The 14,469-nt window shown below is 52.1% G+C and carries 12 protein-coding genes; 6 read left to right on the forward strand and 6 right to left on the reverse strand.

Annotated elements, in window-relative coordinates; genetic code table 11:
* Positions 1–16 precede the first annotated feature (16 nt).
* From hupB to bolA, 6 genes are all read right to left on the reverse strand, one after another.
* A complete protein-coding gene (gene hupB, locus AC2FCQ_RS09295; protein ID WP_006319790.1) occupies positions 17–289 on the reverse strand; it encodes a nucleoid-associated protein HU-beta in 273 nt (90 codons plus the stop codon).
* A 216-nt stretch (positions 290–505) separates the two neighbouring features.
* Complete coding sequence (gene lon / locus AC2FCQ_RS09300) at positions 506–2,860, reverse strand: endopeptidase La (RefSeq protein WP_490308087.1); 2,355 nt, start codon at positions 2,858–2,860, stop codon at positions 506–508.
* Positions 2,861–3,054: 194 nt separating this feature from the next.
* The gene (gene clpX / locus AC2FCQ_RS09305; RefSeq protein WP_182821771.1) at positions 3,055–4,326 is read right to left on the reverse strand and encodes an ATP-dependent protease ATP-binding subunit ClpX; all 1,272 of its coding nucleotides are present in this window, start codon (positions 4,324–4,326) and stop codon (positions 3,055–3,057) included.
* A 162-nt stretch (positions 4,327–4,488) separates the two neighbouring features.
* Positions 4,489–5,112 carry an ATP-dependent Clp endopeptidase proteolytic subunit ClpP gene (gene clpP / locus AC2FCQ_RS09310; protein ID WP_020825491.1) on the reverse strand — a complete coding sequence of 208 codons (624 nt, stop codon included), beginning with the start codon at positions 5,110–5,112 and terminating at the stop codon, positions 4,489–4,491.
* 562 nt (positions 5,113–5,674) lie between these two features.
* Positions 5,675–6,979, reverse strand: coding sequence for a trigger factor (gene tig, locus AC2FCQ_RS09315; RefSeq protein WP_044548696.1), 1,305 nt, complete (start codon positions 6,977–6,979; stop codon positions 5,675–5,677).
* A 366-nt stretch (positions 6,980–7,345) separates the two neighbouring features.
* Complete coding sequence (bolA, locus tag AC2FCQ_RS09320; RefSeq protein WP_004940361.1) at positions 7,346–7,660, reverse strand: transcriptional regulator BolA; 315 nt, start codon at positions 7,658–7,660, stop codon at positions 7,346–7,348.
* A gap of 365 nt (positions 7,661–8,025) precedes the next feature.
* Between bolA and AC2FCQ_RS09325 the strand changes: the two genes are divergently transcribed.
* The 6 genes from AC2FCQ_RS09325 to AC2FCQ_RS09350 all read left to right on the forward strand — a co-directional run bounded on the left by AC2FCQ_RS09325 (position 8,026) and on the right by AC2FCQ_RS09350 (position 14,462).
* Positions 8,026–8,604, forward strand: a complete 579-nt coding sequence (locus AC2FCQ_RS09325) for a lipoprotein (RefSeq protein ID WP_209636535.1) — start codon at positions 8,026–8,028, stop codon at positions 8,602–8,604.
* Between the two features lie 53 nt (positions 8,605–8,657).
* A complete protein-coding gene (gene ampG, locus AC2FCQ_RS09330) occupies positions 8,658–10,136 on the forward strand; it encodes a muropeptide MFS transporter AmpG (protein WP_400768503.1) in 1,479 nt (492 codons plus the stop codon).
* Between the two features lie 439 nt (positions 10,137–10,575).
* Entirely contained in the window at positions 10,576–11,523 is a 948-nt protein-coding gene (gene cyoA, locus AC2FCQ_RS09335) for a cytochrome o ubiquinol oxidase subunit II (protein WP_209636540.1), read from the forward strand.
* A 5-nt stretch (positions 11,524–11,528) separates the two neighbouring features.
* Positions 11,529–13,520, forward strand: a complete 1,992-nt coding sequence (cyoB, locus tag AC2FCQ_RS09340) for a cytochrome o ubiquinol oxidase subunit I (protein ID WP_209636542.1) — start codon at positions 11,529–11,531, stop codon at positions 13,518–13,520.
* Positions 13,510–14,127 carry a cytochrome o ubiquinol oxidase subunit III gene (locus AC2FCQ_RS09345; protein WP_209636543.1) on the forward strand — a complete coding sequence of 206 codons (618 nt, stop codon included), beginning with the start codon at positions 13,510–13,512 and terminating at the stop codon, positions 14,125–14,127. The genes cyoB and AC2FCQ_RS09345 overlap by 11 nt, the downstream gene beginning before the upstream one ends.
* Positions 14,124–14,462 carry a cytochrome o ubiquinol oxidase subunit IV gene (locus tag AC2FCQ_RS09350; protein ID WP_012005527.1) on the forward strand — a complete coding sequence of 113 codons (339 nt, stop codon included), beginning with the start codon at positions 14,124–14,126 and terminating at the stop codon, positions 14,460–14,462. Before AC2FCQ_RS09345 ends, AC2FCQ_RS09350 begins: the two co-directional genes overlap by 4 nt.
* The last annotated feature ends 7 nt before the right edge of the window (positions 14,463–14,469 follow it).

Raw genomic sequence — 14,469 nt, forward strand, 5'->3', positions numbered from 1 at the left:
GGTTAGACGCAAACAATCAGTTTACTGCGTCTTTCAGCGCTTTCCCTGCACGGAAGGCCGGAACTTTGGCTGCCGCGATTTTGATCTCTTTACCGGTTTGTGGATTACGGCCAGTACGGGCTGAACGCTCACGCACTGTAAAAGAACCGAAACCAACCAGAGCCACGTCATCCCCTTCCTTCAAGGATTCGGTAACAGATGCAATGACTGCATCTAAAGCACGTCCAGCTGCCGCTTTGGAAATATCAGCACCTGCGGCAATTTTGTCGATCAGTTGTGACTTATTCACTCTATCATCCCCTCTAGAATTCAATCGTCGCACCGAAAAATCCCTACGGTTGCGACAGCGCAGCTGTTATATCAATCCCATCGAACCTTGGCAAGCCACCGAAAGCATGACAAAACGCGGGCCGATAGCTTTCTAACTTAGCGGTACAAAAAAAGACTGGCAAGTCCGAAATGACTTGCCAGCATAAGTTTTATCAATGGTTTTTGCGATTCGTCACTATTTTGCCGCTACCGGCAGTGCACCGAAGGCCGGGTTTTGCAACGCAAGGTTCAAAACTTCATCGATTCGCTGCACCGGATGAATATCCAGATCGGCGATAACGTTGTCCGGAATCTCTTCCAGATCGCGCTTGTTCTCAAAAGGAATCAGCACGGTTTTGATACCGCCGCGATGCGCCGCCAGCAGTTTCTCTTTCAGACCACCAATAGGTAACACCTGACCACGCAACGTGATCTCACCGGTCATTGCCACATCTGCGCGAACCGGGTTGCCTGTCAGGCAGGAAACCAGTGCTGTGCACATCGCAATACCGGCACTTGGGCCATCTTTCGGTGTAGCGCCTTCCGGCACGTGCACGTGGATGTCACGCTTCTCGTAAAAATCAGGATTAATCCCCAATTTGTCCGCGCGCGCACGCACCACGGTCAGTGCAGCCTGAATCGATTCCTGCATCACTTCACCCAGAGAACCGGTGTAGGTCAGCTTGCCCTTGCCCGGTACGCAGGCGGTTTCAATGGTCAGCAGATCGCCACCCACTTCCGTCCACGCCAGGCCAGTAACTTCGCCCACACGGTTTTCGGTATCCGCACGACCATAATCGACGCGCTGCACACCCAGGTAATCCTTCAGGTTCTCGCCGTTGATCTCAATATGCTTGGTCTTCTTGTCCATCAGCAGCGTTTTCACCGCTTTACGACACAGCTTGGAAATTTCACGCTCCAGGCTACGCACCCCAGCTTCACGGGTGTAGAAACGGATAATGCCGACAATGGCGCTGTCGTCTACCGTCAGTTCACCTTTCTTCAGGGCATTGCGCTCAAGCTGCTTCGGCAACAGGTGTTGCTTGGCAATATTAAGCTTCTCATCTTCGGTATAGCCTGACAGGCGGATCACTTCCATACGATCCAGCAACGGCGCAGGAATGTTCATCGAGTTTGAGGTGGCAACAAACATCACGTCGGACAGATCGTAATCGACTTCCAGGTAGTGATCGTTAAACGCCACGTTCTGTTCCGGATCCAGCACCTCAAGCAGTGCAGAAGCAGGATCGCCACGCATGTCCGAAGACATTTTGTCGATCTCATCGAGCAGGAACAGCGGGTTTTTCACCCCCACCTTGGCCATTTTTTGGATCAGCTTGCCCGGCATTGAGCCGATATAGGTGCGTCGATGCCCGCGGATTTCCGCTTCATCACGCACGCCGCCCAGTGCCATACGCACGTACTGGCGGCCGGTCGCCTTGGCGATCGACTGCCCCAGCGAGGTTTTACCCACGCCTGGAGGCCCTACCAGGCACAAGATCGGCCCTTTGATTTTGCTAACGCGGCTCTGCACTGCGAGATACTCAAGGATACGATCCTTGACGCGTTCCAGGCCGTAGTGATCGATATCGAGCACTTCCTGCGCCTTAACCAGGTCTTTTTTCACCTTGCTGCGCGCATTCCACGGTACCTGCAACATCCAATCGATGTAGCCGCGTACCACGGTCGCTTCCGCAGACATCGGTGACATCATTTTCAGCTTTTGCAGTTCCGCTTCGGTTTTTTCGCGCGCTTCTTTCGGCATTTTGGCCGCTTCAATCTTGCGCTTCAGCGCTTCATGCTCGTCCGGCGCGTCGTCCATTTCACCCAGTTCTTTCTGAATCGCCTTCATCTGCTCATTCAGATAGTACTCGCGCTGGCTTTTTTCCATCTGTTTTTTGACGCGGTTACGGATACGTTTCTCAACCTGCAGCAGGTCGATTTCCGATTCCATCATCGCCATCAGGTACTCCAGACGTTCAGTAATATCGAACATCTCCAGTACCGACTGCTTGTCGCTGAGTTTCAGCGGCATATGCGCAGCGATGGTATCCGCCAGGCGTGCAGCATCGTCGATGCTGTTCAATGACGTCAGCACCTCCGGTGGAATTTTCTTGTTCAGTTTGATGTAGCCTTCAAACTGATTGATGGCGGTACGCACCAGGACTTCTTGCTCACGCTCATCAATTGCCGGCGACTCAAGATATTCTGCCTGGGCAGCAAAATGCTCACCGCTGTCGGAAAGCGTAGTAATACGTGCCCGTTGCAGACCTTCTACCAGCACTTTTACCGTGCCATCGGGCAATTTCAGCATCTGCAGGATCGACGCTACGGTGCCGACAGAGAACAAATCATTAATGCCAGGTTCATCCGTTGAGGCCTCTTTCTGTGCCACCAGCATGATCTTCTTATCATGATCCATTGCTGCTTCGAGGCACCGAATCGATTTTTCCCGGCCAACAAATAACGGGATCACCATGTGCGGATAAACCACCACGTCGCGCAACGGCAAGACGGGGATTTCAATGCGTTCGGAACGCTCAGGGTTCATAGAGCTCTCTCTTAAGTTTAACTTCCGCCAGGTTGAGGGGAATCTCATGAGACGCAAGCATCAAACGTTTCATAAAATCTGGTTAATGAGTATATGGGGATGAATCTCTTACATTCAACGGCAAGAATGCAGGAAAAAGAAATGGGGGATAAAATCCCCCATTTTGGTATTAACTTTCTGGTTTGACTGGCGAATTATTCGCCTGAAGCCTGCGCTTCCGGCTTGCCGTAAATCAGTAACGGTTTGGACTGACCGGCAATGACCGACTCGTCGATCACCACTTTGTCGACGCTGTCCATAGAGGGCAGGTCATACATGGTATCCAGCAGCGCGCCTTCTACGATAGAACGCAGGCCACGTGCACCGGTTTTACGTGTCATGGCTTTCTTGGCGATAGCATTCAACGCTTCTTCACGGAATTCGAGCTCGACACCTTCCAGATTGAACAACGCCTGATACTGTTTGGTCAGGGCATTTTTCGGCTCTTTCAGGATCTGAATCAGCGCATCTTCGCTCAGCTCGCTGAGCGTAGCGACCACCGGCAGACGACCAATGAACTCTGGGATCAAACCAAACTTGATCAGATCTTCCGGTTCAGCCTGCAGCAGCAATTCGCCTTCCGTTGCTTTCTCTGCTTCACCCTTCACGGTTGCGCCGAAGCCGATACCGGAACCGGTATTGACGCGCTGACCGATCACCTTATCCAGGCCGGCAAATGCGCCACCACAGATAAACAGGATTTTCGAGGTATCAACCTGCAGGAATTCCTGCTGCGGATGCTTACGACCCCCTTGCGGTGGAACGGCAGCAATAGTGCCTTCGATCAGCTTCAACAGTGCCTGCTGCACGCCTTCACCCGAAACATCACGGGTAATAGACGGATTGTCTGACTTACGAGAAATCTTATCGATTTCATCGATGTAGACAATGCCACGCTGTGCTTTCTGCACATCGTAGTCACATTTCTGCAGCAGTTTCTGGATAATATTTTCCACGTCCTCACCCACATAACCGGCTTCGGTCAGCGTGGTGGCATCGGCCATGGTGAAAGGGACATCCAGGAAGCGCGCCAGCGTTTCCGCCAGCAAGGTTTTACCGCTACCGGTCGGGCCAATCAGCAGAATGTTGCTTTTGCCCAACTCAATACCGTTACTGGTATCGCCGTTGCGCAAGCGTTTGTAGTGGTTATACACCGCAACAGCCAGCACTTTCTTCGCCTGCTCCTGACCAATGACGTAGTCATCCAGGTGGTGGCGGATCTCGTGCGGCGTCGGTAGCGCACTGCGCTCACGGTGCGGGGCAACTTCTTTAATCTCTTCGCGAATAATGTCGTTACACAGGTCAACACATTCATCGCAGATATACACTGACGGACCGGCAATCAGCTTACGCACTTCATGCTGGCTTTTGCCGCAGAAAGAGCAGTACAGCAGCTTTCCTGAACCGTCTTTGCGCTTATCTGTCATCAGTAAACCTCTTCTTTAGTCTTTGTTCCGCAGGAAAATCACGGCGATCGTGCGCCCCAATTCATACCGGGAATGCCGATAATGCTCACCAGAGCGAGCCGCGCCCGCTCTGATTACTATAGTCTATCGGCTCGCACATATTACCTCGCCAGCCGCGTGGTCTTACTTGCGGTGCGTCAGAATGCCGTCAACCAGACCATATTCTACTGCTTCTTCCGCGGTCATAAAGCGATCACGCTCGGTATCGCGCTCGATCTGCTCCAATGACTGGCCGGTATGTTCTGCCATCAGTTCATTCATGCGAGCCTTCACCTTCAGGATTTCACGCGCATGGATTTCGATATCCGTCGCCTGGCCCTGATAGCCGCCCAGCGGCTGGTGGATCATCACACGTGAATTTGGCAGGCAGAAGCGTTTGCCTTTAGCACCGGCAGTCAGCAGGAACGAGCCCATCGAGCATGCCTGGCCCATACAAATGGTGCTGACATCCGGTTTGATGAACTTCATGGTGTCATAGATTGACATGCCAGCAGTGATCACGCCACCCGGGGAGTTAATGTACAGGTAAATGTCTTTTTCCGGGCTTTCTGCCTCGAGGAACAGCATCTGTGCCACAATCAGGTTGGCCATGTGATCTTCGACCTGGCCGGTCAGGAAAATAATGCGCTCTTTCAGCAGGCGGGAATAGATGTCGTAAGAACGCTCCCCGCGTGAAGTCTGCTCTACCACCATCGGCACCAGGGCCATGTTAGGTGCAAATTGATCTCGTTCGCCACTGTATGACATTACCGTCTCCTAATAGAAATTGCCTTGGCGGCCAGGGTTACACCCTATTACACCGATTCTACTTGAGAACGGTCATGATGACTATGCTCAAGCATTCGACCCACGCCACACGTACCCGACGGTTTTTCTTATCCCGCGCACTCTGGCAAACAGCCTTTCCCCGTCATCTTTCAAGTCACAGCGTTGTTACCTGCACTTGCTCATCCCCAGTTACTTACTCGAGTAAGCGCCTGGGGATGAGCGAGTTGGGCGCCTAGCTGCAACTTGAAAGCTATAGGGTATACATATACTTTTTACAGATTGGGGCCGCTGAGAGATTTTCAAGCCCGGCAACGTATTTTTAGCGGTTACCCTGTGCACCCACGAACTGGCAGTAAACATCATGCCAGACTGTTCCAAGAACAACAGTGTAAATATAGTGCATATTGTCACGCTTAACCTGAGATTAATCAGCAACGTGGCCAAAAGAAAAGCCCGCAACCGAAGGTTACGGGCTTTTTTAACGCCGGGACTCAGCAAGCCGTTCTCAAGGGCGCAACCTGTGCGCCCCGACGTACAGACATTACGCCTGTTGAGTCTGGTTCATCAGCTCGCTGAAGGTAGTGGCTTTCTCAGTCACTTTCGCTTTTGCCAGCAGGGCTTCAACCGCTTGTTCTTCCAGAGCAACGTTGCGCATATTGTTCATCAGCTCTTTGTTTTTGCTGTAGAACTCAACAACTTCACTTGGGTCTTCGTAAGCAGAAGCCATTTCTTCGATCAGCGTTTTAACGCGATCTTCGTCAGCTTTCAGATCGTTGGTGCTGATCACTTCGCCCAGCAGCAGGCCAACAACAACGCGACGCTTAGCCTGTTCTTCGAACAGTTCACGTGGCAGTTCCAGCGCTTGCTTCTCGTTGCCACCGAAACGCTGTGCAGCCTGACGGCGCAGAACGTCAACTTCGCCGTCGATCAGCGCAGCTGGAACGTCGATTTCGTTAGCACTGACCAGACCGTCGATTGCCTGAGTCTTGATGCGGTTACGCACTGCACCTTTCAGCTCGCGCTCCATGTTTTTACGCACTTCAGCACGCAGCCCTTCGATAGAACCATCAGCCACGCCGAAACGTTTGATGAACTCTTCAGTCAGCTCTGGCAGCTCACGCTCTTCTACTTTCTTCAGAACGATAGCGAACTTAGCCGCTTTGCCCTTCAGGTTTTCAGCGTGGTAATCTTCTGGGAAGTTAACGTCGATGGTGAATTCTTCACCGGCTTTATGACCGACCAGACCTTCTTCGAAGCCTGGGATCATGCGGCCCTGGCCCATAGCCAGTACGAAGTCAGAGGCTTTGCCGCCTTCAAACTCTTCACCGTCGATAGAACCAGAGAAGTCAACAGTCACACGGTCTTCAGCTTGCGCTGCGCGATCGCTGTCTTTCCAGGTCGCCTGCTGTTTACGCAGAGTGTCCAGCATAGTGTCAACGTCAGCGTCGTTAACTTCGACAACTGGCTTCTCAACTTCGATGCCATCCAGGCCTTTCAGCTCAACTTCTGGATACACTTCAAACTCAACGGCGAAGGTGAAGTCTTCACCTTCTTTGTACTCGCCCGGCACATAGTTTGGTGCGCCAGCCGGATTGATCTTTTCTTTGATGATCGCATCAACAAAGCTGCGTTGCATCGCTTCGCCCAGCACGTCTTGGCGAACGGAAGCGCCATAACGCTGCTCAACGATGTTCATCGGTACATGGCCTTTACGGAAGCCATCGATACGAACGCTTTTTGCCGCGTTGATCAGCTCTTTTTTGATAGCCTGCTTGATTGTATCAGCGGGTACAGTAATAGAGAGACGGCGCCCAAGGCCTTGAGTGGTTTCTACTGAAACTTGCATCTTGTTACCTCAAAAAAATCACAGTGCTCGGTCAACTCCGTTCCAAGAACCAGGACGGCTACATTACAGAACCGAGTTTCCTGATGACAGAAGCGTCCCGAAACCATTCCGGAAAAATAAGACGCGACATTATAGCGGCGCATGCGGAGCGAGTCGAGGAAAGCAAGGCGGCGGCGGCGCGCTAAAACTCACACTTTTGTCGATTTGATCGCCAAAAGGCCGCCGAAACCGACCCGGCCTTAGCTGCATGGCGCATCGGCTGTGTCGTCGTCAAAAACAGAAACGGCCCGCAGGCCGTTCCAAAATTCGTCTGTAGTAATACCCCAATTCGTGGTCAAAGTTCCACTGATACCGCAAATTTAGCCATCAGGCTAGGGTACCGGCCCCACGACATGGGGGTGATGCTGGCACGGTATCTTGCAAACCTTCCCACTCTTTCAGGGTATAGGTGTGCAATGCCAACGCATGGACGCCATCTGCCAACTCTTCAGACAGCACGCCGTAAATTGAACGATGCCGAGTCAGAAAACGTTCGCCGACGAAGCGATCGCTGACCAATACGACTTTAAAATGGCTTTCTGAACCCGCCGGAACGTTGTGACGATAACTTTCATCAACGACTTCCAGATACGCGGGCTCAAACGCCGCCCTTAACTTTGCTTCTATTTGCTCGCGAATCATAGGATCTCCTTTACTACACCGGCAGAGGACCGCCCCATCTATTTCAATATTAGCCGCTTTCCCCCCTTTTAGACCATTCCTCAGGTAAATTTCTCTTTTCTGCGGGCAAAAAATGGTCAACATCCGCCGCCGCTTGAGGTTTATCTGATTGAGGCGGTCAAAAAAGCATGTTTTTATCAACGGCAGGTAAAAATTTGTCACTCCGGTGCGTTCTGCGCTTCCTCCGGCTGGCGGCGATGCTATGATGTCGACAATTTGTTGTTGGCTATCCCGCTCTGATTATTACAGAAAGCGTGCTCAAACCCGCCGCTCAGCCTTTGGCGGTTTGCAGCAGCTTAAAATCCATCGAGAATGAGACAGTAACTATGTTGAAAAAACTTTGCCTTCCACTGTTGGCCGCACTGATGCTGGCTGGCTGTGCTACCAGCAGCAACACCTTGAACGTGACGCCAAAAATTGTGCTGCCGCAGCAAGATCCTACGCTGCAAGGCGTAACCATCAGCATTAACGGTGCGGATCAGCGTAAAGATCAGGCGCTGGCAAAAGTGAACCGCGACGGCCAGCTCGTGACGCTGACGCCATCACGTGATCTGCGCTTCCTGCTGCAAGAAGTGCTGGAGAAACAAATGGGCGCTCGCGGTTACATGATTGGCGCAGACGGTGCGGTCGACCTGCAAATCGTCGTCAATAACCTGTATGCGGACGTCTCTGAAGGCAACCTCCGCTACAACATCACCACCAAGGCGGATATTTCGATCATCGCTCAGGCGAAGAACGGCAGCAAGCAGGTGAAGAACTATCGCTCCACGTATAACGTCCAAGGCGCCTTCACCGCAACCAACGAGAAAATCACCAACGCGGTTAATAGCGTGCTGGGTGACGTTATTGCCGACATGGCGCAAGACACCAGCGTCAACGACTTTATCAAGCAAAACGCGCGTTAAGCCGCGCTCGCCTTGTGCCGCCCGGATCATCGGGCGGTGCAGACAGGGAACTCATGTCGAAACAGTATCTGAATATCTTCACCCAGCGTAATTCTGCCATCCTCCTGCTGCTGGGCTTTGCGTCGGGTCTGCCACTGGCACTGACCTCCGGCACGCTACAAGCCTGGATGACCGTCGAAAACATCGATCTGAAAACCATTGGTATTTTCTCTCTGGTTGGCCAGGCCTATGTGTTCAAATTCCTGTGGTCCCCCTTTATGGACCGCTATACCCCGCCATTCCTTGGGCGGCGGCGTGGCTGGTTGCTGATCAGCCAATTACTGCTGGTCGCGTCGATTGTTGCGATGGGCTTTATGCAGCCGGCGCAAGACTTGTGGTGGCTGGCGGCGTTGGCGGTACTGGTCGCCTTCTGTTCTGCATCGCAGGATATCGTTTTTGACGCCTATAAAACTGACCTGCTGAGCGCCGAAGAACGCGGTGCCGGCGCCGCTATCTCGGTTCTGGGTTATCGCCTGGCGATGTTGGTCTCCGGTGGGTTAGCGCTGTGGCTGGCCGATCGCTATTTTGGCTGGCAGTCAACCTATTGGTTGATGGCTGGGCTGATGCTGATTGGTATTGCCGCCACCTTGATGGCTCCCGAACCGGACGACAGCATTCCTGCGCCACGCACCATGGAACAAGCGGTGGTTGCCCCGTTGCGTGATTTCTTTGCGCGTAACAACGCCTGGCTGATTTTACTGTTGATCGTGATGTACAAGATGGGGGATGCCTTTGCCGGCAGCCTGAGCACCACCTTCCTGATCCGCGGCGTTGGCTTCGATGCCGGGGAAGTCGGTCTGGTGAATAAAACGCTGGGCCTGTTCGCCACCATCGTCGGCGCCCTGTTTGGCGGCGTGCTGATGCAGCGCCTGAGTTTGTTCCGCGCGCTGATGCTGTTCGGTATCCTGCAGGCGGTTTCCAATCTCGGTTATTGGATCCTTGCCGTTACCGATAAAAACCTTATGACCATGGGCAGCGCCATTTTCCTGGAAAATCTGTGCGGAGGAATGGGGACCGCAGCCTTCGTCGCATTACTGATGACGCTGTGCAACAAGTCATTTTCCGCCACCCAGTTTGCACTTTTGTCTGCACTGTCCGCCGTTGGGCGCGTTTATGTTGGCCCGATTGCCGGCTGGTTTGTCGAAGCACACGGCTGGCCGCTGTTTTATTTATTCTCAATCGCCGCTGCCCTGCCGGGCCTGTTGCTGCTGCGCCTGTGCCGTCAGACGCTGGAATATACCCAACGTACCGATAATTTCATGCCGCGCACCGAGTTCCGCCAGTATTACCGTTGGGCATTACGCATGCTGACGCTGGGCTGCTCGTTGTTGGGCCTGTGGCTGGTTCTACTGATCACGAACGCGCTTGACTGGAGTGCCTTGCCAAATCTGGCCGATCGGCTGTTGCAGTTAGGCGCCGCGTTGAGTCTGGTGGGCATTGCAATGGGCAGTGTGCTGGATTATCTGGCGTTACGCCGTACTAAATTGGCGTGATATCGCCGACCGGTCATCGCGCCGGTCGGCAAAAATGCATCAGAGTGATGTATTTATTTAGTTAAAAAATATAATTCCCGTCCAAATTATTTTTTTATCCGAGTGCGGCAGTCAGAAATAAAATTAAATTCACTTTTAAGACACAATAATTTTACATTAAATAAACCTTTCATTCGTATTTCAAAAAAGGGTTTCTACCTGCAAGATTCATCATACCTTTAGTTTTCCTTAACATACGAATTACCCGGCACGATTCAGCGTGCCAACGCGTTGTTGCCATTAGTAAATTGTCACGCAGCGTGACATCTGTGACCCCCTTAACAGAAAGTGTCAACAAGCCGCTGACACTCCCTTAAGCATGTTTACAGTACTGCAACCTTCCCGTAAAATGCCCGCACACATGAAACGACAATAGAGCCTTTGTAATTGAGGTCGTTAGATGAGACTTAAGAAATACAATAAAAGTATTGGGATGTTGGCCTTAATTGCTTCCACTGTAATGCTCAGTGGTTGCAATATGGTATTGATGAATCCCAAAGGAGCAATTGGTGTTGAGCAACGGACACTGATTATCACCGCAATCGCATTAATGTTGATCGTAGTGGTACCAGTTATCTTTATGGCGTTCGCCTTTGCCTGGAAGTATCGTGCTTCCAACAAAGATGCCAAATACAGTCCGAACTGGTCACATTCCAACAAGATCGAAGCGGTCGTCTGGACCATTCCTATCATTATCATCGCCATCCTTGGCACCATTACCTGGAAAACGACGCACGAACTCGACCCGTTCAAGCCGATTGTCACTGACAAAAAGCCAATGACGATCGAAGTCGTGTCGCTTGACTGGAAATGGCTGTTTATCTACCCAGAACAAGGCATCGCAACCGTTAATGAGCTGGCCTTCCCGAAAGATGTTCCAGTCGAATTCAAGATCACCTCTAACTCGGTAATGAACTCGTTCTTTATTCCTCAGTTAGGTGGGCAGATTTATGCGATGGCCGGGATGCAGACCAAACTGCACCTGATCGGCAATGAAGCAGGCAAATACGACGGTATTTCCAGCAGCTTCAGCGGTCGCGGGTTCTCCGGCATGAAATTCACCGCCATTGTCACCCCAACCGAAGGCGACTTCGATCAGTGGGTTGCCAAGGTGAAAGCATCGTCGACTAACCTTAACGCCACCAGCGACTTTAACAAACTGGCAGAGCCGAGTGAAAATAACCCGGTCGAGTACTTCTCCAGTGTCAAACCGAATTTGTTCAAAGAAACTATTGGCAAATTCATGGGCGATATGGACATGCACAAAGGCGCTTCCGCGCACGAAGGTATGGACATGAGCCAGGGTATGGACATGGGTGAACATGCTCACGCCGGAGCCGAGGAATAAAACTGATGTTGGGAAAATTAACGCTTGATGCGGTTCCGTACCACGAACCAATCATCGTAGTCACCGTTGCTGCAATTATTATTGGGGGCTTGGCTCTGCTGGCCCTGATAACCTATTTCGGCAAGTGGAAGTGGCTATGGAAAGACTGGCTGACTTCGGTCGACCATAAAAAAATTGGTATCATGTACATCATCGTGGCAATGGTTATGTTGCTGCGTGGTTTCGCCGATGCCATCATGATGCGTAGCCAGCAGGCGCTTGCGTCCGCCGGCGAGGCCGGATTCCTGCCGCCGCACCACTACGACCAAATCTTTACCGCTCACGGCGTGATCATGATCTTCTTCATGGCGATGCCTTTCGTGGTCGGTCTGATGAACGTGGTCGTACCGTTGCAAATCGGTGCGCGTGACGTTGCCTTCCCGTTCCTGAACTCCCTGAGCTTCTGGTTCTTCGTGGTGGGTGTCGTGCTGATCAACATCTCTCTGGGTGTCGGTGAGTTCGCGCAGACAGGCTGGTTGGCGTATCCGCCGCTGTCGGGCAAGGAATACAGTCCTGGTGTCGGGGTCGATTACTGGATCTGGAGTCTGCAGATTTCTGGTCTGGGTACCTTGTTGACCGGTGTGAACTTCTTCGCAACCATCATGAAGATGCGTGCTCCTGGCATGCCTTTAATGAAGATGCCGGTGTTCACCTGGGCGGCGCTGTGTACTAACGTCCTGATCATCGTTTCTTTCCCAATTCTGACCGTGACTATCGCGTTGCTGACCCTGGATCGCTACCTGGGCTTCCATTTCTTTACCAATGATATGGGCGGCAACATGATGATGTACATCAACCTGATTTGGGCCTGGGGTCACCCAGAGGTGTATATCCTGGTTCTGCCAGTGTTTGGTGTGTTCTCTGAAGTCACCGCGACCTTCTCAAGAAAACGCCTGTTCGGCTATACCTCACTGGTATGGGCAACCATCGCGATTACCGTTCTGTCGTTCATCGTATGGCTGCACCACTTCTTTACCATGGGGTCCGGCGCTAACGTTAACGCCTTCTTCGGTATCGCCACCATGATCATTTCCATCCCTACCGGGGTGAAAATCTTCAACTGGCTGTTCACCATGTACCAAGGCCGCATTCAGCTCAACTCCGCAATGCTGTGGACCATCGGCTTCATCATCACCTTCTCCGTTGGTGGGATGACCGGCGTTCTGCTGGCAGTACCGGGCGCGAACTTCGTGCTGCACAACAGTCTGTTCCTGATTGCCCACTTCCATAACGTGATTATCGGTGGTGTGGTGTTCGGTTGCTTCGCTGGCCTGACCTACTGGTTCCCTAAATCCTTCGGCTTCACGCTGAACGAAAAATGGGGTATCCGTGCGTTCTGGTTCTGGATCATCGGTTTCTTCGTGGCCTTCATGCCGCTGTATGCTCTGGGCTTTATGGGTATGACTCGTCGTATCAGCCAGAACATCAACCCAGAGTTCCACCCACTGCTGCTCGTAGCAGCTGGCGGCGCGGCTCTGATTGCCTGCGGTATCCTGTGCCAACTGATTCAGATCTACGTCAGTGTGCGTGACCGTGAGCAGAACCGTGACCTGACCGGTGACCCATGGGGTGCTCGTACGCTGGAGTGGGCGACCTCGTCTCCACCGCCGTTCTATAACTTTGCCGTAGTGCCACAGATTCATGACCGTGATGAGTTCTGGGACATGAAAGAAAAAGGCGAAGCTTATAAGAAGCCGGCGAAATACGAACCCATTCATATGCCGAAAAATACCGGCGCCGGTGTGATTATTGCTGGCTTCAGCCTGGTATTTGGTTTCGCGATGATCTGGGACATCTGGTGGATGGCGATCGCTGCCTTCGTAGGTATGATCGTGACCTGGATTGCCAAGAGCTTCGATGAAGATGTTGATTACTATGTGCAGGTTGATGAAATCGAGCGCATTGAAAACCAACACTATGAACAAATCAGCAAAGCAGGCGTGAAACATGTCAACTGATACTCTGACTAACCATAACGCAGCCCATGCAGAGCATGGGCACCACGACGCAGGAGAGACCAAAGTCTTCGGATTCTGGATCTACCTGATGAGCGACTGTATTTTGTTTGCGAGCTTGTTCGCGACTTATGCAGTACTGGTGAACGGGACCGCGGGCGGTCCCTCTGGCAAAGACATCTTCGATCTGAAGTTTGTCCTGGTTGAAACCTTCCTGCTGTTGTTCAGCTCCATCACCTACGGTATGGCGATGATCGGCATGAACAAAGGCAAGGTTGGCAGCGTTAATACCTGGCTGTTCCTGACCTTCCTGTTTGGTCTGGGCTTCGTAGCGATGGAAATCTATGAATTCCATCACCTGATTGTTGAAGGTTATGGTCCGGATCGCAGTGCGTTCCTGTCCGGCTTCTTCGCACTGGTTGCTACCCACGGTCTGCACGTGACTACCGGCCTGGTGTGGATTGTCATCATGATGATTCAGGTCAGCAAGCGTGGCCTGACGTCAACCAACAAAACCCGTCTGATGTGCCTGAGCCTGTTCTGGCACTTCCTGGACGTGGTCTGGATCTGCGTATTCACCGTTGTTTACCTGCTGGGGGTTATGTCATGAGTCATTCATCCCATGAAACTTCTCACGGCGGCGCAAGCCACGGTAGCGTCAAGACCTATCTGATCGGCTTTATTCTGTCGATCATCCTGACGGTGATTCCATTTGCGATGGTCATGAGCGGTACAGCCTCTCATTCAACCATTCTGGCGGTTGTCGTTGGCATGGCAGTGATTCAGGTTGTTGTTCACCTGATTTACTTCCTGCACATGAATACCTCATCGGAAGAGCGCTGGAACCTGGTGGCATTGCTGTTCACCGCTATGATCATCGGTATCGTTGTTGTAGGTTCACTCTGGATTATGTACAACCTCAACATCAATATGATGGTCGATTAAGAGCAGA

The sequence above is a fragment of the Serratia sp. CoH_134_PS_4 genome, assembly GCF_058190535.1.